The organism is Microvirga sp. ACRRW, from assembly GCF_022346925.1.
In the GTDB taxonomy this organism is placed as follows: Bacteria; Pseudomonadota; Alphaproteobacteria; order Rhizobiales; family Beijerinckiaceae; genus Microvirga.
In genome coordinates, this window is record NZ_JAKRNJ010000002.1 from 428568 (window position 1) to 454758 (window position 26191).

At 61.7% G+C, this 26191-nt stretch carries 18 protein-coding genes; 7 read left to right on the top strand and 11 right to left on the bottom strand.

Annotated features, from left to right (window positions below; all coding sequences use genetic code 11):
• Window positions 1-17 precede the first annotated feature (17 nt).
• The 4 genes from MHY87_RS06190 to MHY87_RS06205 are packed head-to-tail and all read right to left on the bottom strand — an operon-like array spanning window position 18 to window position 5621.
• Complete coding sequence (locus tag MHY87_RS06190) at window positions 18-1940, bottom strand: glycosyltransferase (RefSeq protein ID WP_239350415.1); 1923 nt, start codon at window positions 1938-1940, stop codon at window positions 18-20.
• Window positions 1928-3085, bottom strand: coding sequence for a glycosyltransferase family 4 protein (locus MHY87_RS06195; RefSeq protein ID WP_239350416.1), 1158 nt, complete (start codon window positions 3083-3085; stop codon window positions 1928-1930). Before MHY87_RS06195 ends, MHY87_RS06190 begins: the two co-directional genes overlap by 13 nt.
• Window positions 3082-4353, bottom strand: coding sequence for a glycosyltransferase family 4 protein (locus MHY87_RS06200; RefSeq protein WP_239350417.1), 1272 nt, complete (start codon window positions 4351-4353; stop codon window positions 3082-3084). Before MHY87_RS06200 ends, MHY87_RS06195 begins: the two co-directional genes overlap by 4 nt.
• Window positions 4354-4361: 8 nt before the next feature.
• Window positions 4362-5621, bottom strand: a complete 1260-nt coding sequence (locus MHY87_RS06205; RefSeq protein ID WP_370644864.1) for a glycosyltransferase family protein — start codon at window positions 5619-5621, stop codon at window positions 4362-4364.
• Between the two features lie 285 nt (window positions 5622-5906).
• On the opposite strand from MHY87_RS06205, the gene MHY87_RS06210 reads away from it, so the two are divergent.
• The 3 genes from MHY87_RS06210 (at window position 5907) to MHY87_RS06220 (ending at window position 10204) form a co-directional block, all read left to right on the top strand.
• Complete coding sequence (locus tag MHY87_RS06210; protein WP_239350419.1) at window positions 5907-8498, top strand: ABC transporter ATP-binding protein; 2592 nt, start codon at window positions 5907-5909, stop codon at window positions 8496-8498.
• Window positions 8495-8941 carry a Crp/Fnr family transcriptional regulator gene (locus MHY87_RS06215; protein WP_239350420.1) on the top strand — a complete coding sequence of 149 codons (447 nt, stop codon included), beginning with the start codon at window positions 8495-8497 and terminating at the stop codon, window positions 8939-8941. The genes MHY87_RS06210 and MHY87_RS06215 overlap by 4 nt, the downstream gene beginning before the upstream one ends.
• Before the next feature lie 171 nt (window positions 8942-9112).
• Complete coding sequence (locus MHY87_RS06220) at window positions 9113-10204, top strand: transglycosylase SLT domain-containing protein (protein WP_239350421.1); 1092 nt, start codon at window positions 9113-9115, stop codon at window positions 10202-10204.
• Between the two features lie 16 nt (window positions 10205-10220).
• Here MHY87_RS06220 and MHY87_RS06225 read toward each other — a convergent pair whose 3' ends face one another.
• Window positions 10221-10457 (bottom strand): Lrp/AsnC ligand binding domain-containing protein, encoded by a 237-nt coding sequence (locus MHY87_RS06225; protein WP_239350422.1) that lies wholly within the window; start codon window positions 10455-10457, stop codon window positions 10221-10223.
• A gap of 91 nt (window positions 10458-10548) precedes the next feature.
• Complete coding sequence (locus MHY87_RS06230) at window positions 10549-11853, bottom strand: UDP-glucose/GDP-mannose dehydrogenase family protein (RefSeq protein WP_239350424.1); 1305 nt, start codon at window positions 11851-11853, stop codon at window positions 10549-10551.
• Between the two features lie 161 nt (window positions 11854-12014).
• Here MHY87_RS06230 and MHY87_RS06235 point away from each other — a divergent pair, with 161 nt between their 5' ends.
• The gene (locus tag MHY87_RS06235; protein WP_239350426.1) at window positions 12015-13022 is read left to right on the top strand and encodes an asparaginase; all 1008 of its coding nucleotides are present in this window, start codon (window positions 12015-12017) and stop codon (window positions 13020-13022) included.
• A 76-nt stretch (window positions 13023-13098) separates the two neighbouring features.
• On the opposite strand, the gene MHY87_RS06240 is transcribed toward MHY87_RS06235, so the two are convergent.
• From MHY87_RS06240 to MHY87_RS06255, 4 genes are all read right to left on the bottom strand, one after another.
• The gene (locus MHY87_RS06240; protein WP_239350428.1) at window positions 13099-15291 is read right to left on the bottom strand and encodes a calcium-binding protein; all 2193 of its coding nucleotides are present in this window, start codon (window positions 15289-15291) and stop codon (window positions 13099-13101) included.
• A gap of 218 nt (window positions 15292-15509) precedes the next feature.
• On the bottom strand, window positions 15510-18479 hold the full coding sequence (locus MHY87_RS06245) for a calcium-binding protein (protein ID WP_239350430.1): 2970 nt from the start codon (window positions 18477-18479) through the stop codon (window positions 15510-15512).
• Between the two features lie 123 nt (window positions 18480-18602).
• A complete protein-coding gene (meaB, locus tag MHY87_RS06250) occupies window positions 18603-19604 on the bottom strand; it encodes a methylmalonyl Co-A mutase-associated GTPase MeaB (protein ID WP_239350432.1) in 1002 nt (333 codons plus the stop codon).
• 32 nt (window positions 19605-19636) lie between these two features.
• A complete protein-coding gene (locus MHY87_RS06255) occupies window positions 19637-20392 on the bottom strand; it encodes a DUF3750 domain-containing protein (protein ID WP_239350434.1) in 756 nt (251 codons plus the stop codon).
• Window positions 20393-20569: 177 nt separating this feature from the next.
• Between MHY87_RS06255 and MHY87_RS06260 the strand changes: the two genes are divergently transcribed.
• The 3 genes from MHY87_RS06260 (at window position 20570) to MHY87_RS06270 (ending at window position 23964) form a co-directional block, all read left to right on the top strand.
• On the top strand, window positions 20570-21547 hold the full coding sequence (locus MHY87_RS06260) for an alpha/beta hydrolase (RefSeq protein WP_370644850.1): 978 nt from the start codon (window positions 20570-20572) through the stop codon (window positions 21545-21547).
• 157 nt (window positions 21548-21704) lie between these two features.
• Window positions 21705-23297 (top strand): adenylate/guanylate cyclase domain-containing protein, encoded by a 1593-nt coding sequence (locus tag MHY87_RS06265; protein WP_370644851.1) that lies wholly within the window; start codon window positions 21705-21707, stop codon window positions 23295-23297.
• Window positions 23298-23325: 28 nt separating this feature from the next.
• Window positions 23326-23964 carry a DUF924 family protein gene (locus MHY87_RS06270; protein ID WP_239350438.1) on the top strand — a complete coding sequence of 213 codons (639 nt, stop codon included), beginning with the start codon at window positions 23326-23328 and terminating at the stop codon, window positions 23962-23964.
• 2 nt (window positions 23965-23966) lie between these two features.
• Here MHY87_RS06270 and scpA read toward each other — a convergent pair whose 3' ends face one another.
• Window positions 23967-26135: a methylmalonyl-CoA mutase gene (gene scpA / locus MHY87_RS06275; RefSeq protein ID WP_239350713.1), complete on the bottom strand. Its 2169-nt coding sequence runs from the start codon at window positions 26133-26135 to the stop codon at window positions 23967-23969.
• Window positions 26136-26191: the final 56 nt, after the last annotated feature.

The window sequence follows — 26191 nt, forward strand, 5'->3', positions numbered from 1 at the left end:
GCCCTCATCATAACGCATCAAGCCAAGGCTGTGATCCTGTTTCTTGCCGAAAACACATCACGAGGACTGAGGATGGGAATGTTCTTAGCATTGAGGCGCATCATAAGCTCCTCGCAGAACGACCAGGTGATATCGTCATGTACCAGATGATGCGTCAGGAGCCCGATCGGCTCCTCTTCGGCATCGCCTGACGCTCTGCACTCGATGGCGGCAGCAAGGTTCTCGACGAGGGAGGCCGGATCGACGAGGCTTCCGGTGCCGTGCCAGTCGATGGGGTCGATATGGGTGTTGACCTGAAGCAATCCTTCAGCGGGGAAAGCGGTCTTGCGGTCGTTGAAGGTCGAAAGCGCCGTAAAGCCCAAGCCGAGCAAGTGAGGCACCAACTCGGGCGAGATCCGGTTCCAGGGCGGGACGAAGGCGGGAAGGAGCTTGCGGCCAAGCTTCTCGCGCGCAATGCGAAGGGCCTGTTCCGCCTGCCGCGCCATGGCTTCAACTGGACGATGCGCCCCGAATTCGGCTTTCTTCTCACCGATGGGCGCATGGTTGGCATGAGACCAGCCATGGACCAGGGCGAAAACAGCGTCCTCGCTCTGCAGGCGCGATACAAGTGAAGGTTCGAGGGCGTGAGGGATCACGGCGAGCGCAACGCCGACCTTCGCGCGCCGGCTCAAGGTCAGCAGGTGGTCGAGCCGGGGCGTGTCCGCCACCGCATCGTCATCGCGCCACCAGAACCGGATTGTGCACCCGCGATCCCTCGCGCGGTCTAGCGCCCGATCCATGGGCGTCCAATCGATCGGGCGGTGAAGGGCAGGGCGGGAAAGCGCGAGGCTTTCGGCAATGGCAACCGACTGGCGCGCGCCATCGAGTTCGACGTGAGGAGGAGGCGACGGCTCACGTGACAGGCTTTGCCGCACGGCCTCAGTGAGCATCTGAGGCGAAAGCTCCGCTTCCGGCACGATCTCCGCAAGGCCAAGGGCTTTCAGGCGTTCCGCTCGCAGGCGCTGCTCTGTTTCATGACCTGCCTCGAAGGGCACGAGAACCGCCTTCACGCCGCTGCGCAGAAGATCGACGGCCGTGTTGTAGCCAGCCTGGCTGATGGAGAGCTCAGCCTGCGCCAGTAGGGCGCGAAAGTCGGGCCGTGCCCGCTCGATGGTCACATGGCCGGGCGCATTATCGCGAAGCGCCAGAAGATCAGCCTCCGCAACGCCACGTCCGATCAGGATGCGCCAGGGCTTGTCGGCGATCTCATGCGCCGCCGCGATGGCCGCGCGGTAAAGCGGCAGGCTCGCCGCGCTCGATCCGCCGGAGACGAGAATGCCTTCGCGCTTCCTCTGCTCCAATGGCTCTGGGTTTTCGTCCACATAGCCGGTGTAGCGGATGAGAGGACGAATGCGCTCAATCACGGGCCATGTGACTTCGAGCGGCACGATCCGAGGATCGCCGTGAACGAGGATGGCGTCGTAGCTTTCGAGAATGCGTGCGTGCGTTTCCTCGATGCGCTCGGCCTTCGAGGGAGAGGCGAGAATATCGCGGATCGAGCACAGGACGAGCGGGCGCGGATTTTGTCTCTTTGCTTCATCGAGAAGCATCGTGAACTCATCCGCCAGCACGCGGCGGCCGAAGGGGAAGAGCTCGGTGATGACGATGTCGGGGCGAAATGTTCGCAACGTTTCGAGAAGCTGGATGCGCCGTTCCGCCAGCCGGAAGTTGTGAACCGGTGCGCCTTCTTCATCGAGCAGCGTCTTGAAATCCGTGCCGGTGATGCGAACGGGTGGCAATTGAACGAAGGAGATGCCATCGAGGCCGGCGGGCTGAAGAGGACCGCCTCCTGAAACCAACGTAACCTTATGGCCCCCTTGCGCGAAGGCCCGAGCAAGTGCTGCTGCGCGCGTGAGATGGCCCGCTCCCAAAAGATGCGTGACGGCGATCAGGACGCGCAAGATCGTGCTCCTTCGGGCCTCAAGAGCGAATACAGCCCCTTGCGCAGACGCATGGCTGCGCCATCGAGGTTGCGCTCCTCGCTGACGAAACGTTGCGCGTTCTGGCCGAGGGCCCGAAGCCGTTCGGTATGTTCAAGTAGGTTTCTCATCCCATCCGCGAAAGCTGGTGCATCGCCGGGGAACGTCAACAGGCCCGTCTCTTCATGCTTCACCACGCTGGCGACGCCGCCGAAATTGCCGGCAATGATGGCGCAGCCGAAAAGCTGAGCTTCCAAGAGCACCATGCCATAGGCCTCGTTGACCGCAGGCCAGACGAAAAGATCGGCGCTCCGATAAAGGTTCGCCAGATCGGTCCGGCTCTCGATCTGTCCGTGAAAGTGCACCCGATCCTTGAAAGGTGCAAATGAGCGTTCGATTTCGGGGCGCGCCTCGCCGTCGCCGACGATGTCGAACGACCAGGGAAGATCCGCGATACGCTCAAGCGCATTTGCGAGAATGCGATAGGAGGCAAGCTTGTCGCCCTCGCGCATCATTGCGACGGTGAGAAGGTGCGGTGTTTTCGATGCGTGCCGAGACAAGGGTTGGGGCCATTCCTCAGCATCGATGAAAGGCGGCAGATCGATTAGGGTCTGGTGTGATGGGCGGGCGCGCTCCAGTGCCACGCGATCCTTCATGGTCATCACGAAAAGTGCTTCTGCTTGATCGAGCGCTGCCTCCGCCGCTTCGTGTCCGAGCGCCCATGGTCCATCGGCGCGCTTGCTGGCCCGCGATCCCTCGGTAATCACATAGGGAATGTTCAGAGCCTTGCTGACTTGCGGGCCGATCCAGTCGGGGGCCTTGTAATAGACGTGATAGGTGAACCAGAGACAGGGCCGCTCTTCTTGTCGCAACGCAGAATAATGCGCGATGAGGCGCGAGGCTTCGGTCAGGGATTGCAGTTTCAGGCTCTCCTGAAACTGCCTGTCGCCGATCTTGTCGAGGGTTCGCAATTCGCTTGCGAGTTGCGGAGCAAAACCTGCACGCTCGAGCGCTTTCATGAGAAGGCGCGCCATGGTGCGGTCGCCCGACGGCAGAGGGTGGTTCGGGCTTTTCAGAGGGGCATAGAACGCAATAGGCTTCTTTACGCTATGTTCCTTGGCGCTCACACGGACTCCGGCTGTTTCGGGTTTTCGCCGACAAGCGCGCGGAAGCGTGTTGCCAGCATGTCGATGCCGCCTTCCATCGAGAAGTCGTGACGAAGGCGGCGATAGGCTGCTTCGCCCAAGGCCTTTCGCTGTTCCGGATCGCGGGCCAAAAGGTTTAGCCCGTTCGACACGGCTTCCCAATCGCCGGGCGGCACGAGCTTGCCTTCCTGCTCGTCGCGGATGAATTCGGGAATGCCCGCGAAGTCGGTGGCGATAATGGCAAGCTCCTGGCTTGCCGCTTCCATGATCACGTTGGGCAATCCGTCCCGGTCGCCGGAGGCTGCTTTCTTGGATGGCAGCACGAAGAGATCCGCCTCGCGCAGCAGGGCGACGATGTCGGGCTGCGCCTTCGAGCCCAGGAACGCGACCTTGTCGGCGATGCCCGCCTGCTGCGCCTGTTTCTTGAGGCTGCTCAGGAGTTCGCCGCCGCCCACATGCGCGAAGCGCCAGTGCAGATCGCTCGGGAGCGCCGCAAGCGCCTGGATGAGATCGCCATAACCCTTCTTCGCCACCGCGCGTCCCACGGAAACGATCCGCACCGGATCCATGGGATCGGCGCCGTCGCGCATCGGACGATTTTCCAGAGGCGCGGGAAAACGCGAAAGGTCGAGGCCGTGATAGGCGAGCGTCACGCGCTCGGGCGTCGACAACGATTGCAGGTGCTCCGCGCCATGGATCGTGCAGGTCACACCCCACAATGCCTCCTGCATCTTCTCGCGCTTCTCCCAGTCGGGTGTCGTCCAGATGTCCTTGGCATGGGCCGAGAAGGACCAGGTGCGGCCGGTGAGCAGCGCCGCATAACGCACCACGGAAGCGGGCGTGTGGAGATAGTGAACGTGCAGGTGTTTCACGTCGGCGGGCAATTCTCGTGCCATGACGAATGCTTGTCCGAGACGCCGCACGCGGTTGGCAGTGAAGTCTCGTCTCAGGTCGCGCCAGAAGGCTGTGAGCGTTGTGCCGAATCCTTTGCGTCCTAGGCTCCACCACGCGCCTTTGAGAACGCGCAGGGGCTCTTCGTAGAGATATTCCGGAAGATAGGTCGTCCGCGCCTTGATCTTCTTGTGCATGGGATGCACGGCCCGCTCCGTCGGATGGCGGAGGGACCAGATCTCGCAATCGAGGCCGCGCTCTTCGAGCGCCAGGATTTCCTGCGCGATGAATGTCTCGGACAGGCGCGGATAGCCTTTCACGACAATGGCGATCCGGCGGGCGTCTTTGGAAGGGAGCATCAGAAATTTTACTCTGCCGCCTGACGATAGGTTGGCGTGAACTGGATGGCAGGCTCGGTGAGAGCCTTAAGCCGCTCCTGCACCCGGTCAAGTCCGTCGAGAAGACCAGGAATGGTCACCTCGGACGGGCGCCGCTGCGAGGCGAGCGCCCGCAGGGCTTCCGCCATGCGCTCCGGCGTGCGCGGCTCGTTGTGGTCGCTCAGCATGCGCACGAGGCCGAGGCGCTCGGCTTCTACGGCGCGGATATATTGTTCGAGGCGCGGTCGGGTGCGCGGCACGATCAGCGTGCGCTTGTCGAACGACAAAGCCTCGCAGAACGTGTTGTAGCCGCCCATGGCCACGATGGCGTCAGCCTTCCTCATGAGCCGCTCGATCTTGGTGTCGAAGGACATGACATCGAGCTTCGGCTGCTTGGCGATGCGCTCCACGAAGGCGCGACGCTTGTCGCGGTCGATGAAGGGGCCGAACAGGATGAGAGCAGGCTGTTCCAGGGTCTGATCGGCCTCATAGGCCGAGATCACCCAATCGATGAGATCGTCGCCGTCCCCGCCGCCGCCGGTGGTCACCAGGATGAAGGGCTGCTTGGTGATCTTCGGATATTTCGTCAGCGAGGGCGTTGGCGGGATCTCGCGGCGCAGATAGCCGGTATAGGTGATGCGCCGGTTCACTTCCTCCGGCAGGTCGAGGGCCTGGAGCGGCTGATACACATCCCTGAGGCCATAGACCCAGATCTCGTCGTAGTAGCGGATCAACGCTTCCCGCGCGCCCTTGCGCTCCCATTCGGGAACGAGCAGGGCAGGTTCGTCCATCACGTCGCGGATGCCGAGCACGAGGCGGCAGCCGACGGCCTGCAGGTAATCGAGGGCCGGAACCACCTCGCCGCGAAAGCCGGTGGGCTCCTTGTCCACGATGAAAACGTCCGGCTGGAAAGCCTTTGCGGTCTGGAGAATGAGCGCCTGGCGCAGGCCTACGGCCTCGTCCAGGTCCACATTGAGGTTGAGGGTGCGGTAATCGCCGTCCGGCAGTTTCGTGACGCCGGGAATGCGAATGTAGTCGACCCCGCTGCCGAACTCGAAATTCCCGATCACCGGCGAGCCCGAGATGATCACCACCGAGGCATCGGGCCGGTCGCCGACGATGGCGTTGGCCAGCGCCCGCGAGCGGCGGAGATGGCCCAGGCCGAAGGTATCGTGGCTGTAGATCAGGACCCTGGGGCCCCGGGCGGGGCTGGGCCAGATCGGGTGCGGAGCCGGTTCCTTGTTCAAAATGGTCGCCAAATCCGCCATCCGGATGCCCCTTGGCAGGAAGGCGCGTCGGTTGACGACGCGTCTCCCGTCTCTACCTGTTCTCATGCCCCCTCCGATCAGATAAGGCGGGATCGGGGATCGGGAAGAGGTCTCTTCAGCTTTGAAGGTTGTAACTCTACGTCAATGGAAAAGAGCCTCTTTAGATATATCTGGAATCACTCAAGGCGCGACCAGCTGTTCATATGCTTCATCGTGCTTTTGTCTCAACCGTTTTATTTCATTTCTCTCGACCTGCCTCGCCGGATCGTGAACGAAGCCATTCAGGGTGAGGCCTTCAAGGACGGGAACGCTACGGCACCCTTCCTGCAAATCCATATCGACTGGCCCCAATGGCTGGGTGGCGGATCGCTTCAACTCTTCGACGGATTCCAGGTGGGCAGGGTCGGTTTGTTGCTCGGCCTCTCGTCCCTGTTCCTGTTCTTCGTGGTCGTGAACAACGGCTTCAAATACTGGATCAACCTCGCCAAGGGCGTCCTCGGGGAGCGGATGCTCCGGCGCATGCGCTTCGAGCTGTTCGCGATGGTTCTGCGATTCACGCCGGATGCGCTGCGCAACGTCAAATCCTCTGAGACCGCCACCATTATCAAGGATGAGGTCGAACCCATTGGCGGGTTCATCGGCGATGCTTTCATCACGCCGGTCCTGCTCGGCATGCAGGCCTTGACGGCGCTGATCTTCATCATGGTGCAGAACATCTGGCTCGGCCTCATGGCCCTTGGCGTGATCGCGCTACAATTCACCATCATTCCCCGTCTGCGGCGGGAGCTTCTGCGCCTTGGCAAGCAACGCCAGCTCGCCTCCCGCGAGCTTGCGGGGCGCATCGGCGAGGTGCTCGACGGCATCGAGGTCGTGCACGTTCACAATGCCTATGCCTGGGAGCGGGCGGAGATCGGCGGCCGTCTGTTCGGTCTCTTCGCGATCCGCCTGAAGATCTATAACCGGAAATTCGCGGTCAAATTCCTCAACAATTTCCTGTCTCAGGTCACGCCGTTCCTGTTCTACGCCATCGGCGGTTATTTCGCCTTGCGCGGCACGCTCGACATCGGTCAGCTGGTGGCCGTGATCAACGCCTATCGCGAGCTTCCGCCGCCCCTGAAGGAGCTGATCGATTGGGATCAGCAGCGCCTCGACGTGCAGGTGAAATACGATCAGGTCACCCAGCACTTTGCGGAAGAGCGTTTGGGGCCGATGATCGAAGCCAAGGAGGAGGCCGAGGGCGAGCCTCTGGTCGGGCCGCTTGTGGTCGAAGGGCTCAGCGTCAGCGGTCCGCACGGCGACCTGATCATCGATGATGCGTCCTTCTCCCTGGAGCTGCCGACCACCCTGGCGCTGATCTCCTACGGCAGTCCCGCGGCAAGCATCGTGGCGCGCATCCTGGCTCGCCGCATCCCGAGTTTCGGCGGGCGCGTCTGCATCGGGGACCGGGAACTCATGCAGCTTTCTCCCGCCGTGACCGGCCACAGGATCGCCTATGCGGGTGTCGATCCTATTCTCTTCCCCGGCAGCATTCGCGACAATCTCGTCTATGGCCTTCGCTTCAAGCCCGTGGGCCGCAGCGAGGAGGACAGGCGTGAGATGACCCAGCGCATCGCCGAGGCGGCGCGGACGGGCAATCCCTTCGAGAGCATCAGCGATCGCTGGATCGATTATGAACGGCTCGGCGTGAAGGACGAGCATGATCTCGACCGGGTGTTGGTCGGCCTGCTGGAGCGGGTCGAGATGGGGGAGGCGATCTACCTGTTCGGGCTTGCCGGTAGGATCGATCCGGAACGGCACACGGCGCTTGCGGAGCGCGTGGTCGAGGCTCGCCGCCGGTTGCGGGAGAACTTCCGCTCGAACGGGATGTCCGATCTCGTCGAGCCTTTCGATATGGATCGCTACAACGAGCAGGCTACGATTGCCGAGAACCTGTTGTTCGGCGTTCCGATCTCCGACGAGTTCATGGGCCGCAATCTTGCCGACAATCCGCTGTTCCGCAGCGCCATCGACAGGGCGGGGCTCACCGACAAGCTCACCGAGATGGGCCTGCAGATTGCGGAGACCATGACCGAGATCTTCCAGGGCCTGCCGCCGGGCCATTCCCTGTTCGCGCAGTTCTCGTTCATCGGCGCGGATGAACTCCCCGAATACGAGGCCATCCTGCGCCGCCGGGCGAGGGGCAGGGGCGATCTGAGACGCGAAGAGCGGACGAAGCTCCTGTCCCTGCCGCTCGCTTATATCGAGGCCAGACACCGCCTCGGCCTGCTCGACGACGAGCTGAGGCAGCAGATCGTCGAGGCCCGCAAGCTCGTGCGCAAAACCCTCGAAAAGGCGGAGGCCGCTGGGGTGGATCTTTACGATCCCGAGGCGATCTGCATGGCCGCCCCTTTGCGCGACAACCTGCTCTTCGGCCGCGTCAATTATCAGGTCGCCGATGCCCGCCATAGGGTTGCGGAGGCCATTGCCACGGTCATTCGGGAACTCGATCTTCTGGAAGATGTCGAGCGGATCGGCCTGGATCATGAGGTAGGCGCCGCGGGCCGGCTCCTCTCTCCGCAAGAGCGGGCGAGCGTCAATCTGGTGCGCTGCCTAGTGAAACGGCCCGACATTCTCGTCATCGACGGTGCTCTCGCACCCTTCGACGAGGAGCGCGCTCATAAGATCCTCAAGGCCTTGCTCGATCACCTTGAACAACAAAGCCTGTTCATGGTGCTGTCCAATGATCGACAGACCGAGGCTTTCGATGTTCAGATGCGTTTCAACAATGGACGTATTGTCACAGAAAAGGCGGCAGACCCGCAGGGGCAACCTAAGAAGCCCCCGGCGGAGACCGCCCCGAGCGTAGGAGAGGTGGCATGACCCTTGAAACCGAGGTTCAGTCCCTGAGGCAGGTGCCGATGTTCCGGGATGTGGATCCGGCCCGCCTGAAGCTTCTCGCCTTTACCAGCGAGCGGGTGCAATTCGCCGCCGGCCAGCGATTCTTTTCGCAGGGAGACCCTTCCGACGCGGCTTTTGTGCTCCTCGACGGGCGCGCGAGCGTTCTTCTCAACACGCCCACGGGAGAAATTCAGGTGGCACAACTCTCCAGCAATGCTCTTGTTGGCGAGATGGGCATTCTTTCCGATACGCCGCGTTCGGCAACCATCATGGCCGCCGAGCCAACCACGGCGCTTCGCATCGATAAGCGTGTTTTTCTCGAGTTATTGGCCCAATTCCCGCAGATGTCCCTGGCCGTGATGCGCGAATTGGCGCAGCGCCTCGAGCGGACGAACGCGCAGCTCGTGGCTCAATCTTCCTCATGATTTTTTGGATTTAGGGATCTTTTCCCGGGGAAAAGACGCTTTGGAAGCCCCTAAGATTGGCTTCTTACGGCCAAGCTGACCGAATCTCGACACAACTACCCGTCAACTCTTGTCCCAGAATGACACAAGGGGTGGTTCGGACCCAAACCGGACCTTGCGGGAACAAGTGTGATGCCGAGTAATGCAAGAACGCTGCTGTGCGCTGTGCCGCAACCTGTTGCGGACCCGCGTTCAGGTGGCCGTCTCAAGACGGTTCATGTGGCCCTTGCTCTGGGCCTGATGGTTGGATTCCAGGGGCTGACGGCGGGACCTGCCGCCGTCGCCACCCTGCCAACCGCAATGGCGGGCGACAACTACTCATCTCACGCCAAATCGCGGATCGTGGCCAATCCCATCGTGGCCTCCGTGGCCTATGTGCCGGAGCTCGGCAAGCAGCCGGGTCTCTTCCAGGCGATTCTCGACGGGGCGTTCGCTCTCACCAAGAAGTCCAAGCCGAAGCCTCAGCCCCATCATGAGGACATGTACTCGGACGGAGCCAACCCGGACGAGATCATTCCCTTCAACGGGCGCAACATCCCGCGCTGGCTGGTTCACTCCATCCTCAAGGCGGCCCATGTGACGGGCGTAGACCCGGTCTACATGATGACGCTGGCGGACGTGGAATCGAGCCTCTCGCCCGAGGCCAAGGCTCCGACCTCGTCAGCCGAGGGCCTGTTCCAGTTCATCGACCGTACCTGGCTCGAGATCGTCTCCATGCACGCGGCCGATTACGGCTTTACTGCCGCAGCCGCTGCCATCCGCATCGTCAATGGCGATCCGGTGGTGAGCGATAAGGACCGGGAATGGGTGATGAACCTGCGCACCGATCCCTATTTCTCGGCGCTGATGGCCGGTGAGCTGATCAAGGATGTTGAGCGCGCGCTCATCGCGCAGGGCGAGCGCGAGCTTGCGGAAGCCGAGCTCTACCTCGCTCATTTCCTCGGCGCCAGGAGCGCCGTGCGCTTCCTGGAGGTGCTCGACCAGGACCCGAACATGAAGGCCTCCAAGCTGTTCCCGGCAGCAGCCAAGGCCAATACGGGCCTGTTCATGGAAGGCAAGGGCCGTAAGCGCCGCCCGGTCTCGGTCGCCGAGCTTTACAACAAGATCGACTCGAAGATCGTGCGCCGCCTCGACCGCTATGAAGGCATTGGCCCCTATCTCGCCGAGGTCACACGCCCGGCAGTCGCTTCCGATGTGGCGGAGACCAGCGCGGTGACGCGCTGATCCAAATGGCTTTTGATCAGAACGCCTTGAACGTGATGATCGTGTGAGTGTCCGCGATCTCGGGGATCACCTGCACGTTCTGGGCGATGAAATGGCCGATATCGACGCCGTCATCCACGTGGAACTTGGCGAGAATGTCGTAATTGCCTGCGGTCGAGTAGATCTCGGACGCGATTTCCCGGTCGGCGAGGGCGTTGGCGACCGCGTAGGTCTTGCCGAGTTTGCACTTGATCTCGACGAAGAAGGTCTGCATGGGGCGCTCCAAAAGGCGTCGGCATCAGCAACGGTGACGGTGCGGGAGGTATGGCACGGACGGCGTCCGCGTGAACAGCCCCCGCCTCGATTTAAACCCGTCCGATGCTCACGTATGTGAAGCCGTTCCGGTCCATCTCCTCAGGCCGGTAGACGTTGCGCAGGTCCACCACCACGGGTTCCGCCAGGGCTGCCTTGAGGCGCTTGAGGTCGAGCGCCCGGAACATGTCCCATTCCGTCACGATCACCAGGGCATCGGCTCCACGCACGCAATCATAGGCGTCCTTGGCGTATTCCACGTTGGTGAGCATGGAACTCGCCGCTTCCATGCCTTCCGGGTCATAGGCCCGCACCCGGGCGCCCGCATCCTGCAGCGCCGTGATGATGTCCAACGACGGCGCATCGCGCATGTCGTCCGTGTTGGGCTTGAAGGTCAGCCCCAGCACCGCGATGGTCTTGTCCCGCACCGAGCCGCCGCAGGCCGCGATGACTTTCCGGCCCATGGCGCGCTTGCGCTGGCTGTTGACCGCCGCCACCGTCTCCACGATGCGGATGGGAGCCTCGTAATCCTGCGCCGTCTTGATCAGCGCCAGCGTATCCTTCGGGAAGCACGAGCCGCCATAGCCGGGGCCGGCATTCAGGAACTTGGCGCCGATGCGGTTGTCCAGCCCGATGCCGCGGGCGACATCCTGCACGTTCGCGCCCACCTGCTCGCACAGATCCGCGATCTCGTTGATGAAGGTGATCTTGGTGGCCAGAAAGGCGTTGGCCGCATATTTCGTCAGCTCCGCTGTGCGCCGCGACATGGCGAGTACCGGCGACTGGTTGAGGTAGAGCGGACGGTAGACCTCGTTCATGACGTTTTGCGCGCGCACCTCATCGGTGCCGATGACGATGCGGTCGGGGCGCTTGAAATCGGTAATCGCCGCCCCTTCACGCAGGAATTCCGGGTTGGAGACCACCGAGAAATCGGCGTCGGGGCGGGTTTCGCGGATGATGCGCTCCACCTCGTCGCCTGTGCCCACCGGCACGGTCGACTTGGTCACCACCACCGTATAGCCGCTGATGGCGCCTGCGATGTCGCGGGCGGCCTGATAGACATAGGACAGGTCGGCATGGCCGTCGCCGCGGCGGGAGGGAGTGCCGACAGCGATGAACACGGCCTCTGCATTCCTGACCGCGTCGGGCAGGTTAGTGGTGAAGGTCAGGCGGCCTTCGCGCACGTTGTTCGCCACGAGATCGTCGAGGCCGGGCTCGAAGATGGGGATCTCGCCGCGGTTGAGGGCCTCGATCTTGCTCGGGTCCTTGTCCACGCAGCAGACTTCGTGGCCGAAATCGGCAAAGCACGCCCCGGACACCAGACCAACATAACCAGACCCGATCATCGCAATGCGCATCAGGATCGCTCCCCTCTCTCTTCAAAGCGACGGTTTAGGGCCTCCGGGACCGGGCCGCAACCCAGGGAAAGGCCGGGGAACCGGCTCTTATGAAACAATACCCCCTTTGACATCCGGCCAAAGCGCGCCCAAAAGACCGCCGTTTCAGAAACGGGGCATTCATGGATAACCCTTTCCTTGTCGAGGTCACCCGCGGACCATTGATCGAATCGCGCCATCGGGGCAGCGTTTCCGTGGTCGATGCGGATGGCGGGACAGTCCTTTCCATCGGCGACGTGGACCGGCGGGTCTTCCCGCGCTCGGCCGTCAAGGCACTTCAGGCGCTTCCCCTGCTGGAGCAGGGCATCGCGGAAAAGTATGCCCTGACCGATGAAGAGATTGCGCTTGCCTGCGCCTCCCATTCGGGAGAGCCGGATCATGCGCGAGTGGCGCAGGCCATGCTGGCCAAGGCCGGACAGGATGTGGGATGCCTCGAATGCGGCACTCACTGGCCCATGGGCGAGGCGGCAAACCGGGCCCTTGCGGCTCAAGGCGGTACTCCGAATGCCCTTCACAACAATTGCTCGGGCAAGCATGCAGGCTTCATCTGCCTCGCCTGCGGGACAGGCGAGGACCCGAAGGGCTATGTGAGCGCCAGCCATCCGGTGCAGCGCATGGTGCGCGAGGCCCTGGAGGACATGACGGGCGCCTGCCACACCATGGAGAATAGCGGCATCGATGGCTGCTCGATCCCGACTTACGCCATCCCACTGCCATCGCTCGCTTTCGGCTTCGCCAAGTTCGGCTCCGGCGCTCATCTTTCGCGTGAGACGAAAGCGGCGGCGGAGCGCATCCGCAAAGCCGTGGCGGGTCACCCCTTCATGGTGGCGGGGACAGACCGGTTCGACACCAAGCTCATGGACGTTCTGAAGGAGCGCGCCTTCGTGAAGGTCGGCGCCGAGGGCGTCTATTGCGCCGCCTTCCCGGAACTCGGCTACGGCGTCGCGCTCAAGGCCGAGGATGGAAACGCACGTGCGGCGGAAGTCATGATGGCCGGGCTCGTCCTGCGCTTCCTGCCCCTGAACGATCAGGAGCGTGCCGCCGTCGAGGCGCTTGCAAAGCCCGTGTTCAAGAACTGGAACGGCCTCGAAGTCGGCAGTATGCGCGCCACGCCTGCCCTTATGGGGTGAGTGCTTTCAACGATGGACAATAGAAAAGGGCCGGTGAGATGATCTCCGACCCTTCCGTTTTGTCGGGAAGCAGACCTCAGATGACGAGGAAGTCGGCGGCGGTCATCTCCAAGTTCTTGGGTAGCTGGGCGATCTTGATCAGGCCGGCCTTTTTGCCCGAGCCGTCGGCATCGTAGAAGAGCGCGCCGGTCTTGTCGTTGTAGACGATGAAGTCATTCTTATCCCCGGCCTTGGTGCCGATCTTGAAGAACGACTTGTTGAGCTTGCCCGTCTTGGTCAGCTTGGTGAAGATCGCGTTGTCCAGGCGGATCGTGTCGTCACGCACCGAGAAGTCCTTGAGCGTGTCGACGTTCTTGCTCTTGTGGAGCGCCGTGCTGAACACGAACGCGTCCTTGCCCGTGCCGCCATAGAGCACGTCGTTGCCGAGCCCGCCATCGATGACGTCGTTGCCGCCATTGCCCTTGATGGTGTTCTTGCCCGCGTTGCCGATGATGGTGTTCGACGCTTCATTGCCGGTCAGATTGATGGCGCTCGCGCCGTCGCCGATCAGCTTCTCGACATGGGTGCCGAGCGTATAGCTGATGCGGGAATGGACCGTGTCGGTGCCGCCGGACTTGGCCTCGATCACTTTGTCGGACTTGTGGTTGACGTAATAGACGTCGTTGCCCTTGCCACCCTCCATGCGGTCCGCGCCGCCTGCGCCGTCCAGCGTGTCGTTGCCGCCGTTGCCGGTCAGCGTATCGGCTCCGGCATTGCCGGTCAGGGCGTTGGCGGCATTGTTGCCGGTGAGCTTGATCGCAGCCGTGCCCGATGCAGTGAGGTTTTCCAACGCCGAGGTGTTGCTCAAGGTATAATGCGATGCGACGATCAGCGTGTCGTTGCCACCCGCATCGAGGATGATGTCCTCGACGTCGTAGGTGTATGTGTCGTCGCCTGCGCCGCCGTCGAGGGTGTCGACACCGGTGCCGCCGATGAGCGTGTCGTTGCCGTTGCCACCGACGAGCTTGTCGTTGCCTGCTGCACCGTTCAGGTGATCGTTGAAGGTAGAGCCGTAATACTCATCGTTGTTAGATGTGCCTGGAAGCGTGATGCCCGCCGCGCGACCGTCAACGATCTGGCCGCGCACATTGGCGCCGTCGGTCCCATCGGATGTATCCCACGTGATGATCACACGGCCATCGGCCAGGGTCGAGATATCGACGCTTTCAAGGTTACGGCCCGAGATTTGGCCGAGCTTCATGTTCGTGCCGGTTTTGTTGCCATTGGCGTCGAAAGAAATCATGCCGACATCGAACAGGTCATCTACTGAGGGCTCTGATTTCATGGTGGACACGAGAGAAACGGCAAAGCCTCCATTGGGCAAAGCCGTCGCACCGTTTATATATTGGAAGGCTGTATCCGAGCCGCTGATGCTGATCTCGACACTGAACTTGCTCCCGTCGGAATTGTAGATCTGTGCCTTGTTGGAGAAGCTCGGCCTAGATGCGCCCTCAGGAAATACCATGGCCACCCAGGTGACGACGTAACGGCTATCCGAGAGGCTCGTTACATTCAGGTCGCTAGCGAGCGTATCCGGGTTTGAAATAAGGAATTCCGCCGACGGCTCCCGCCCATCGTTGTAAAAAGTTCTGCCGTAGATTTTGAAATCGGATACATTGAATACTCTGTAGCCATCAGCCGAAGCAATGACGGTAGTGATGCCATATGTTTGTTGGACTGCAACTTCTGCTCCAGCATGAAAGCCCTGAGCATCGAACACCTGAGCGTAAGCGTAACCTGTCTGCATATCCCTGAAGGTAATGACGAAGCCACCATTCGCGAGCGCGGCGACTGATTGCTTCTCCTGCAGACCGTCCTTCATGGTGCCATTGACTTGAAAGTCCGCGTCGCCACCCGGCGCTCCCGTCCGGTTGAAGGCGGTGCCGTCCGCGCTGAAGATACGGGCGCGGATACCTGCGGACGACGGATCGTCCGTCTCACTAAGATCCGTCCAGGCCACTACAAAGCGTCCATCGGCGAGAACCGTAACAGTCGGCTCATACTGATCGCCCTCAGGCGTGGAATTGACGATGAACTCACCGCCGCGCTTGCTGCCGTCGGCATTGAAGAGTTGGCCGCGAATGGCGTTCGGATCCTCGCCTTCTCCGCTTGAATCCTGCCAAACGGCTACGAAAGAGCCATCCACGAAAGCTGCGACTTTCATATTCGCTTGACGGCCTTTGGTCGTGCTGACGCCGAACGGATTGCCCCAAGGTGCTGGTGTGGCCATGATCTTCCCTTACGTAAGGTCTATTGTGTAAGCTTAACTATATAATGTATGGGATTATCCTCCCTCTTCCGCAAAGGCAAGGGAGCAGGCCATTCCGGCAGCCCTACCTTCAAGACCATGAGACCGAGCGTCTGACAGCCGCATGACCCGCCCAAGAAAAACGGGCTGCCTCGCGAGAAGCAGCCCGTTCTTCGTCAATCGTGTTGGAGCTAGAGACCTCAGATGACGAGGAAGTCGGCGTGGGTCATCTTCAGCTTCTTGCCGAGCGTTGCGATCTTGATCGCAGCGCCTGCGCCCGAGCCGTCGGCATCGTAATAGAGGATGCCCTTCTTGTTGTCGTAGATGATGTAGTCGTCCGCGCCCTTCGCCTTCGGGCCGATGGTGAAGAACGACTTGTTGAGCTTGCCGGTCTTGACGAGCGACTTGAAGATCGCGTTGTCCAGGCGGATCGTGTCGTCCTTGACCGAGAAGTCCTTGATCGTGTCCACGTTCGAGCCTCTGTCAAAGCCCTTGCTGAACACGAACGAGTCCTTGCCGGACCCACCATAGAGCACGTCGTTGCCGTACCCGCCGTCGATGATGTCGTTGCCGGCCTGGCCCTTGATCGTGCTCTTGCCGTCATTGCCGACGATCTTGTTGTTCAGCGAGTTACCGGTCAAAGACAGAGCCGAAGAGCCGGCGCCCGTGAGGTTCTCCACGTAAGCCCCGAGGGTGTAGCTGATGCCGGTCGTCACCATGTCAGCCTTGCCGCCGTTGGCGGTCTCGATCACCTTGTCCTTCTTGTTGTCGACGAAGTAGCTGTCGTTGCCCGTGCCGCCGGTCATGGTATCGGCGCCTGACGCGCCGACCAGGGTATCGTTTCCTGCGCCGCCATTGAGCTTGTCGTTGCCGACATTGCCGTTGAGGTGGTTATTGACGGAGTTGCCCGTGAGCGTGAGTCCCTTCGCGCTGAAGATCCAGCCCCATTCCACGTTGGTGCCGAGGGTGTAGTTGATCTTGGTCACGACCTGATCGTAGTAGCCGCCACCTTTACCCTCCACGACAACGTCCTTGGCATTGTCGACATAATAGGTGTCGCTGTCGTTGCCACCCTCCATGCGGTCGGCACCCGTGCCGCCGTCGAGCGTATCGTTGCCTGCGCCGCCAATGATGGTGTTGGCGCCGCTGTTGCCCTCGATGTTGTTGTTCAGGCTGTTGCCGGTCAGCGTAAGGTTGCCCGAGCCGGTGGCCTGAAGATTCTCGATGTTGTCTCCAAGCGTGTAGTTGAAGCCAACGATGATCTTGTCGGTGCCTTGTCCTGCCAATTCCGTGACGCGATCGCCTGCGCTGCCGACATAATAGGTGTCGTCGCCCAAGCCGCCGGCCATGGTATCGTTGCCGTCGCCGCCATTGATCGTGTTGTTGGCGCTGTTGCCGTTGATCGTGTTGGCGAGCCCGTTGCCGGTGAGGGTGATCGCCGCCGTTCCGACGGCCGTCAGGTTCTCGACATTCGCGGCAAGGGTATGGCTGAACGAGGTGATGACCCGGTCCGTGCCTTCGCCCGCACCTTCGACGATGGTGTCGAGGTTGTCGGCATAATAGGTATCGTTGCCGAGGCCGCCCTTCAGCACGTTCGCGGCTGCGTTGCCGGTGATCGTGTTGTCGAGAGCGTTACCCGTGAGGTTGATGGCGTTGGTACCTTCGGCCAGGATATTCTCGACATGGTCGGACAGGGTATAGCTGGCAGTCGTCTTGACCAGATCCGTGCCGCCGCCCGCGAGTTCGACGATTACGTCGGCAGTGTTATCGACATGGTAGGTGTCATTGCCAACACCACCTTCCATCGTATCAACGCCAGCGCCGCCATCGAGCGTATCGTCGCCCAATCCGGTCCCCGATCCGCCATAGAGCTTGTCGTTGCCGTCACGGCCCAGAAGCTCATCGTTGCCGAAAGCGCCGCCGCTGAGCGTATCGCCCAGCGCAGAGCCGATCAGCTGGTCGTTGGCATCCGAGCCATCATCTTGGAAGCCCTTGAAACGCGCGTCGATCACGCGGCCACGGATGCCGGAGGGATCGTGCGGAGAAGTGGGGATGTTCTCGTTCCAGGATGCAATGAGGCGACCGTCGCGAAGCTCGATAAGCGTGGGAGCGAAACGCAAGCCAGCGGGTACATCGCTCTCGTTGGCGACGATCTGCGTTGCGACTGCATTCCTGTTCTCATCATAAACGGCAACCATGACACGAGCGGCGCCAGGCTCGCTGCTATCGAGATAGGAGATAGCAAATCCACCTTGACGGAGCATGGTCACGCTCGGGCTTGTCTGATTGCCCACATTGGCACTTACGGTGATCGGAGTGCCGACAAGGGTAGAAGTGCCGTCGCTGTTTACCTCCAGGACCTGTGCCATGATATCATGGCCCGTCCCGCTAGAACTGGGAGTCGTCCAAGTGACGACGACACGTCCATCATGCAAAGCTGCCGCGCTTGGGGAGGTGTTCTTCGCGTACTCGATGGACCATGTCCAGGCGCCACGATTAGTGACGGTGGTTCCATCCGCAATGATGATCTGCGCTCGCAGCGTATGGGAAACCTCGCTACCGAGAGAGCTGTCTGTCACGAACGAGACGAAAATATTGTCGTCCAACGCGATGAGACCAGCGCTCTTCTCTTCACTAAACGTAGCAAAGGATTCGCCTCCGTAGGCGGTGCCGGTTTCATCGAAGAAAGCGATTTTTGCATCTGCTCCCCTGGGGCCACTTGAAGCATCGCCCTCGGTATAATTGACAGCAAACCCGCCGTTTTTGTCGGCGATGACCTTCGGGGTCTGCAGCGGCGCGGCGCTTGAGGCGATGACGAAATCGTCGTCTACAGGATTGCCATCGGCGCCAAAAATACGGCCGAGAATCCGGTTCGGCTCAGCGCTTGTGGCATCGATGTTTTGCCAGACATACAGAATGCGGCCGTCGCTCAGGACAGTCATTACGGGCTTGCTATGCTCGCCGCTGCTCGTATTGATTTGGATCTGAGGGCCGGCAGGAGCCGCGCCGCTATAGAAGCGCTGAGCATAGATCGTGCTGACCGCGCCGTTTTGATGCTCCCAGACAGCCATGAATTGGCCATTGCTGAGCGCATGGAGTTGAACGCCTTCTTGTTCGCCGTCCTTGACGGAATTGACGGAAAACTCGCTCCATTTAATGACCGATACCATTGAAGCCCCCTTCTAAATTGCTCGGTATATAACTTTATATCGTAGCTTTATGGGGTGTGTTGGAGGGCGAATGCAAGGGGCTCAAACCTTTGCCCATCTTAGATTTGCAGAAATGCAAAGAATTTAAGGATTCTTGCCTGATAGGCCCAGCATTTTCACGATTTCGCTTGCACCGGCGTCTGGGGACAAAGCCCCTTCTGCGATAGCCTTCTCGATCTCCGGCACCCGCTTCTTCAGAATCGGATCATGCGTCAGCCGCTCGTGCAGGCGCTCATGGACGAGGGCCCACATCCATTTCTGGTCCTGTCCGCGCCGCTTCGCGGCAAGCTCGCCGGTCGCCTCCAGGCGCTTGCGGTGGTCCTGAACCTTGGACCAGATGTCATCGAGGCCCTGGCCCGTTAGGCCGGAGATCGTCAGCACTGGCGGCGTCCAGGTGGGGGAGGCGGGGGCCAGGATGTGGAGGGCGGCCTTGTATTCGGCGGCGGCGGCTTTCGCATTCATGCCGGCATCGTCGGCCTTGTTGACGGCGATGAGGTCGGCGAGTTCCAGAATACCCTTCTTGATGCCCTGCAACTCGTCGCCCGCGCCCGGCAGCATGAGCACGAGAAAGAAATCGGTGAGGTCGGCGACCGCCGTCTCGGATTGCCCGACGCCGACCGTTTCCACGAGGATCACGTCGAAGCCAGCAGCCTCGCAGAGCAGCATGGTCTCGCGGGTCTTGGCGGCGACACCGCCAAGCGTTCCGGAGGAGGGGGAGGGGCGGATGAAGGCGTTCGGATCGGTAGCGAGCCGGGCCATGCGTGTCTTGTCGCCGAGGATCGCGCCGCCCGTGCGGGTGGAGCTGGGATCGACGGCGAGCACGGCGACCTTGTGGCCTTTTTCCGTGAGCATGCTGCCGAGAGAGTCGATGGCAGTGGACTTGCCGACGCCCGGCACCCCGGTGATGCCGATGCGCACAGCCTTGCCGGTGCGGGGCATCAGCTCTTGCAGCAGGGCGCGGGCAGCCTCCCGATGGTCGGCGCGGCGGGATTCCATGAGGGTAATGGCGCGCGCGAGCGCGGCGCGGTCGCCCCGCGCCACGGCTTCCGCCGTCACAGCCGTCTTTTTGTGAGATCCCCCGGTCATGAGCATAGCTGTACCGGATTCGGATCGGGCTTTCACCACGTGATCGGGTCCATCCCGATCCGTCCCCAAGCGGGAATCTTGACGGCCGGGCGGCGGATGTCGATTCCGGCGACCAGCCCCATGAAGTCCAGCTCGACGCCTTCGACCCAGCCCAGGGCGAAACCAGCATAGCCCGCAAGGGAAATCTGGATGCCGGTGCGGCTGGGCGTGAGGCCAACGAGGTCCTGCAGCGGACGCCAATCCTTGCCGAGGGCCGTCGGCGGCAGGGCCGCGTCGAGGTCCGGCACAGCGCGCAGCACATGGGCCACGAAGGTGTTGGAGTTGGGGCCCGGCCAGGCGTTGTAAGCGCCGTAAGAAGAATAGGGATAGCTCGCGACAGCGTTGCGGATCTGCGGAATCAGGCGCTCGGCGGCCTCGCCCTCGATGATCGCGACCGGATGCGGAGCATTACCGAACCAGCGCCCGTCCGGAGCCCATCCGTTGGTGCGCACGGGGCTGCCCCAGCCGACCTTGTCGTAGCGGGTATACTGCCCGGCTCCGGCCTCCTTCACCACGACCCAGGTGTGATGGGCGAAGATGCCACGCCAACGGCCCACTCGCGCCGCATAAACCGCCACGATGGCCTGGGGGTTCTCGGTCGCAGGCCGCAGCAGCTTCGCGCTCGACCAATCGGCAGCGCGCCAGCTGGGCGCGACATCCTCGCGCAGGGTCCACCACAGGGCATGAGCGCTCAGCGGAAAGATGAAAAGGCCGATGATGATGAGGACAATACGGGAGAGGGTAGCCATGGCACCAAAGTAACAAGGCTGAGCAAGGCCATTCAAGGCGCTGAATGGCGCGCTTCGTTCACCAATGGTTTACCTTGGATGTTGCGGAATGGGGGACATCGCCCGACTTTGCCTTGCGCATGCCATGATCGGTGGCAACACAGCAGCAACCCTCTTACGGTTCGGTTCTCCCGCCTCATGCAGCTTTCCATCTCCCGCCTCGCCGTCGTTTGCCTGACCGCTGTCGCCCTGTCTGGGTGTGTCGGCGACGATAATATCATGACGAGCCCGTTTGCCGCGCCCGCGCCGGGCCTGTCGAAGGACCCGAAGCTGCTGGTCGCGACCACGCGCATGCCGGCGGGCGATCCGCCGAGGAAACCCTGGTTCAGCAGCGAGCGCTCGCCCGAACTCGTCTTTGCGGAAGCACGCCTCACGCCGCCCTCCGACTCCCTCATCGGACGCTCAGGATGGAGCATTGCGAAGGTCGATTCCGTCACGCGCAGCAACGGCGCGCAGGCTTTCGCGCAAGCTGCCTTCGGGCGCGACCTGCTGCTCTACATTCACGGCTATCGCGAGAGCTTCGAGACGGCGGCTGCTTCCACCATCGATCTGTCGGAGGGCATCAAGTTCCCTGGTGCAACGGGCCTCTTCACATGGCCCTCCGCTGCCTCGACCTTCAGCTATGTGGCGGATCGCGAGGCGGCCATGTGGTCGCGCGATGCCCTGGAGGATGTGCTTGCGGCTATTGCGAAAACTCCGAGCGGCGGGCGCATTCACATCGTCGCGCACAGCATGGGCACACTTTTGACACTCGAGTCCCTGCGCATGCTGCGCGGAGACGGCGGGGCGAACGCCATGGAGCGTATCGGCGCCATCGTGCTGGCAGCGCCTGACATCGACATCGACCTGTTCGCCCGCGGCCTGGAACGTCTGGGACCGGATGCGCAGAAAATCACGGTGATCAGCTCCACCAACGACCGCGCGCTCGCCGTCTCAAGCCGCCTCGCCGGCGGCATCGTCCGCGCCGGTGCTGCGGATCGCGAGAGGCTGGAGGCACTCGGTGTTCGTGTGGCGGATGCCTCTGAATTCGGCGGCGGCATCATCAATCACGATCTCTTCCTGTCGAACCCGGAAGTGCAGCAGGTGGTGAAGCGCGCCATCGAGCGGGCGAGGTAGCGCTTCACCTGCTGCTGCTGAGCTTCGCTCATGTGATCTAAGTCACACATCAAGCTCCGCTGCCCCGAAATACATCATCTTTTCCGCCGGAAAGGGTTGATCCGAACGGCTCTAGGGCAAAAGATCAGGTTTCCTCGTTCCACGATGAGGCCGATCCATGGCTGTCCTGGGTGAGCGTCATTCCTATTCGCAAAGGCTCATGGGCCCGCTGCTGATTGCTGCGGTCGTGCTCGGCCTTCTTGGGCTGCCTCTCGCCGTGTGGCTCGATCTGCGCATCCTCTCCGAGCGCATGCTGCGGATGCAGGCGAGCGAGATCAGCCGCATCGTCGATGACATGCGCGGTTTTTACGGCAGTGATGTCGTGGCGCGGGTGCTGGATGCGGACGTCCCCGTTACCGTCACCCACAATTACCGGGACGTGAAGGGCGCGATCCCCATTCCCGCGACGCTCTCCATCGAGCTCGGCCAGCGCATCAGCGCCCATGACGGATCGGCCAAGTATCGCTTCGTGTCTGACATGACCTTCAAGGGGCGTCCGCCGCACCAGCTCGACGATTTCGAGCGCAAGGCCATTGGGAGCTTAAGAACGAATCCAGATCAGCGGATCGTCGATGTGTCCGGCTCCCTCTTCAACAACAACGTCAGAACCGCTGCACCCGTCATCATGGGGCCGGTCTGCGTAAGCTGTCACAACACGCATCCCGAGAGCCCGAAGACGGACTGGAAGGTGGGCGACGTGCGCGGCATTCAGGAGATCTCGGTCACGCAGCCGATCTTCGCTAACATGTTCTCGTTCAAGTATTCCTTGTCCTATCTCATCCTCGCATCGCTCGCGGGCCTTGCCATCATCATGTTGCAGCGTCGTCAGGCGCGTCTCATCAACGGCATGAATCAGGAGCTGACCGACACGAACGATTTCCTCGCCGGAATCTCGATGAAGCTCGCGAAGTATCTCTCACCGCAGGTCTACAAGAGCATCTTCAGCGGGCAGAAGGATGTCGCGATTGCCACGGAGCGCAAGAAGCTCACGATCTTCTTCTCCGACATAAAGGATTTCACAGCCATCTCGGAACGCTTGCAGCCGGAGGATTTGACGGAGCTTCTGAACGACTATTTCACCGAGATGTCGACCATCGCACTCCGGCATGGAGCGACCATCGACAAGTTTTTCGGTGACGCGATCCTCATCTTTTTTGGCGATCCGGAGACCAAGGGCGTGGAGGAGGATGCACGCGCCTGCCTGCGCATGGCGGTCGATATGCAGCAGCATATGGATCATCTCAACGCCATATGGCGCAAGCGCGGCATCGAGCTGCCCATGCAGGTGCGGATGGGCATCAATACGGGCTTCTGCAACGTGGGCAATTTCGGCAGCGACGACCGTATGGTCTACACGATCATCGGCGCGGAGGCAAACCTCGCCGCGCGGCTGCAGGCCATCGCAGAGCCGGGCGGCATCTGCCTGAGCTACGAAACCTATGCGCTCGTGCGCGATATGGTGCGGGCAAGGCCGCTCGAGCCCATTCTCATGAAAGGCATCAAGCGCGAGGTCGTGCCCTATGCCGTCGAGGGACTCTTGGGCGAACTCGCGCAAAGGCCTCAGGTCATTATCGAGCATGTCACAGGTCTCGACCTGTTTCTCGATCTCGATGCGTTGAAGGGCAGTGAGGTCGAGCGGGCAAAGAAGCGCCTCAGCGAAGCCCTTGCCGCTCTGGACACGGGTTGGAAGCAGCCGCGCCGGGCAAGCTGAATGTCTCCATTACCGGGAGAGAACGCCGATGAACGAAACCATGCATTGGCAACCGGTCTACGATTTCTGGTTTCCGGCAGGTTTGGAGAGCACGAGCCAGGAAGCCCATTGGCGAATGCTTCAATGGTGGATGGGTGGCGGCGCCAACACGGAACTCGCACGTTTTGCGCCTGTCGTGGAGGCAGCGCGAGCAGGCCAGTTGAATCACTGGCTTGCCGAGCCTCGCGGGCGGTTGTCGCTGATCATTGTTCTCGACCAGTTCACACGCGGATTGCTGGCCGGCAAGCCCGAGGCCTATGCGTCGGATCGGGAGGCGCTGCGGATCACAGAGGACGGTCTGAAGAACGGCGATTATGAAGCGCTCACGCATCCGTGGGAGAAATTTTTCTTCCTGATCCCCATCGCTCATACAGAGGGGCCGGACCATCGGGAGCGGATGGCGCGCATCGTTATTCTCTCGGAAGCTGCTGTCGGCGATGTGCCCGAACATCTCAGGCCGATATTCGAGTTTTCCCTTAGCCAAGCGCGCGGACACCGCGACGTGATCGCGCGCTTTGGGCGCTTCCCGCATCGAAACGCAATCCTTGGGCGGATTTCGACGCCGGAGGAGGCCGCGTATCTTGAGAAGGGCGACTATGTCTTCAATCGCCCGCTGCCTCGAACGTGACCTTACTCCGCCGCCTGTTTCGGGCCATGGCCCAAGCGGCGGTTCAGTTCCTCGATAAGGTTGACCGCCGCATCCGCAATCACAGTGCCGGGCGGGAAGATCGCGGAAGCGCCTGCCTCGGTGAGCGCGTCGAAATCCTGCGGCGGGATCACGCCGCCGACAACGATCATGATGTCCTCGCGGTTGAACTTGGCGAGTTCTGCTTTCAGTTCGGGCACGAGCGTCAGGTGGCCTGCGGCAAGCGACGATACTCCGATGATGTGCACATCGTTCTCGATGGCCTGACGGGCCGCTTCCGCCGGTGTCGCGAAGAGGGGGCCGATATCCACGTCGAAGCCGAGATCGGCGAAAGCGGAAGCGATCACCTTCTGACCGCGATCGTGCCCGTCCTGCCCCATCTTGGCGACGAGAATGCGCGGACGGCGGCCGTCATCGTGCTCGAACTGCTCCACCAGCTCGCGTACCTTCTCCACGGCTGGCGATTCCATGCCGACCTCCCGCTTGTAGACGCCCGAAATGGCCTTGATCTCGGCGCGGTGACGGCCCCAGACCTTTTCGAGGGCGTCCGAAATTTCACCCACCGTCGCCTTCGCGCGCGCGGCCTTGACGGCGAGGTCGAGCAGATTGCCCTGGCCTGTCGAGGCGCCTTTCGACAGCGCGTCGATGGCGGCGTCGACGTCCGCTTGCTTACGCTCTGCGCGCAGCCGCTTCAGCTTCTCGATCTGCTGCGCGCGCACGGAAGCGTTGTCGACTTTCAGGATGTCGATGGACGCTTCGTCCGTCGGCTTGAATGCATTGACGCCGATGATCTTCTGGTGGCCTGAATCGATGCGCGCCTGAGTGCGGGCGGCGGCCTCCTCGATCTTCAGCTTCGGAATGCCCGCCTCGATGGCCTTCGCCATGCCGCCCAGTGCTTCCACTTCCTGGATATGACCCCAGGCCTTATCGGCAAGCTCCTTCGTCAGGCGCTCCACATAATAGGAGCCGCCCCAGGGATCGATGATGCGCGTGGTGCCGCTCTCCTGCTGCAGGAAGAGCTGCGTGTTGCGGGCGATGCGCGCCGAGAAATCGGTCGGCAGCGCCAGCGCCTCGTCGAGCGCGTTGGTGTGCAGCGATTGCGTATGGCCTTGCGTTGCCGCCATAGCCTCGATGCAGGTGCGCGTCACGTTGTTGAACACGTCCTGCGCGGTCAGCGACCAGCCGGAGGTTTGGCTATGGGTGCGCAGTGGCAGTGACTTCTCGCTCTGCGGGTTGAAGCCCTTCACGAGCTTCGCCCAGATCAAGCGCGCGGCGCGCATCTTGGCGACTTCCATGAAGAAGTTCATGCCGATCGCCCAGAAGAACGACAGGCGCGGTGCGAATTGGTCGATGGTCAGCCCCGCCTGGATACCGGCGCGGATATATTCCACGCCGTCGGCGAGGGTGTAGGCGAGCTCCAGGTCCTGCGTCGCTCCCGCTTCCTGCATGTGATAGCCGGAGATCGAGATGGAGTTGAACTTCGGCATGTTCGCGGAGGTATAAGCGAAGATGTCCGAGATGATGCGCATCGACCCCTTAGGCGGGTAGATATAGGTGTTGCGCACCATGAACTCTTTGAGAATGTCGTTCTGAATCGTGCCCGAGAGCTTCGATGCCGGTACGCCCTGTTCTTCGGCCGCCACGATGTAAAGCGCGAGAATGGGCAGCACCGCCCCGTTCATGGTCATCGACACGCTCATCTGATCGAGCGGAATGCCGGCGAACAGGGTGCGCATGTCGTAGATGGAGTCGATGGCGACACCCGCCATGCCCACATCGCCCGCCACGCGCGGATGATCGGAATCGTAGCCGCGATGGGTCGCGAGATCGAAGGCCACCGAGAGGCCCTTCTGGCCTGCCGCGAGATTGCGGCGATAGAAGGCGTTGGAATCCTCAGCCGTGGAGAAGCCCGCATATTGGCGCACGGTCCAGGGCTGGTTCACGTACATGGTGGGGTAGGGGCCGCGAAGATACGGCGCGATACCCGGAAGCGTATCGAGGAAGTCGATCCCCGCGCGATCCTCGGGGCCGTAGGCCCCTTTCACGGCAATGCCTTCCGGCGTGAGCCAGGGCTCAGCCTGGGGCTGCAACGCGGGGGAAGCATGGGAAGGGCCTGCCCAGGCGAGGCTCGAGAAATCCGGGATGCGTGTCATGGCCTTGAAACGGACGCCCTCGTCGAACGGGGAAATATGAGTTCCGGCCATTCTAG

What these genes read in the sequence shown, in the direction of transcription:
- MHY87_RS06260 (WP_370644850.1), top strand. Translation starts at nt 20,570, where the DNA reads ATGCAGCTTTCCATCTCCCGCCTCGCCGTCGTTTGCCTGACCGCTGTC.
- MHY87_RS06240 (WP_239350428.1), bottom strand. Translation starts at nt 15,291, where the DNA reads ATGGCCACACCAGCACCTTGGGGCAATCCGTTCGGCGTCAGCACGACC.
- MHY87_RS06245 (WP_239350430.1), bottom strand. Translation starts at nt 18,479, where the DNA reads ATGGTATCGGTCATTAAATGGAGCGAGTTTTCCGTCAATTCCGTCAAG.
- scpA (WP_239350713.1), bottom strand. Translation starts at nt 26,135, where the DNA reads ATGACACGCATCCCGGATTTCTCGAGCCTCGCCTGGGCAGGCCCTTCC.
- MHY87_RS06225 (WP_239350422.1), bottom strand. Translation starts at nt 10,457, where the DNA reads ATGCAGACCTTCTTCGTCGAGATCAAGTGCAAACTCGGCAAGACCTAC.
- MHY87_RS06270 (WP_239350438.1), top strand. Translation starts at nt 23,326, where the DNA reads ATGAACGAAACCATGCATTGGCAACCGGTCTACGATTTCTGGTTTCCG.
- MHY87_RS06230 (WP_239350424.1), bottom strand. Translation starts at nt 11,853, where the DNA reads ATGCGCATTGCGATGATCGGGTCTGGTTATGTTGGTCTGGTGTCCGGG.
- meaB (WP_239350432.1), bottom strand. Translation starts at nt 19,604, where the DNA reads ATGACCGGGGGATCTCACAAAAAGACGGCTGTGACGGCGGAAGCCGTG.
- MHY87_RS06215 (WP_239350420.1), top strand. Translation starts at nt 8,495, where the DNA reads ATGACCCTTGAAACCGAGGTTCAGTCCCTGAGGCAGGTGCCGATGTTC.
- MHY87_RS06255 (WP_239350434.1), bottom strand. Translation starts at nt 20,392, where the DNA reads ATGGCTACCCTCTCCCGTATTGTCCTCATCATCATCGGCCTTTTCATC.
- MHY87_RS06220 (WP_239350421.1), top strand. Translation starts at nt 9,113, where the DNA reads ATGCCGAGTAATGCAAGAACGCTGCTGTGCGCTGTGCCGCAACCTGTT.
- MHY87_RS06265 (WP_370644851.1), top strand. Translation starts at nt 21,705, where the DNA reads ATGGCTGTCCTGGGTGAGCGTCATTCCTATTCGCAAAGGCTCATGGGC.
- MHY87_RS06200 (WP_239350417.1), bottom strand. Translation starts at nt 4,353, where the DNA reads ATGCTCCCTTCCAAAGACGCCCGCCGGATCGCCATTGTCGTGAAAGGC.
- MHY87_RS06235 (WP_239350426.1), top strand. Translation starts at nt 12,015, where the DNA reads ATGGATAACCCTTTCCTTGTCGAGGTCACCCGCGGACCATTGATCGAA.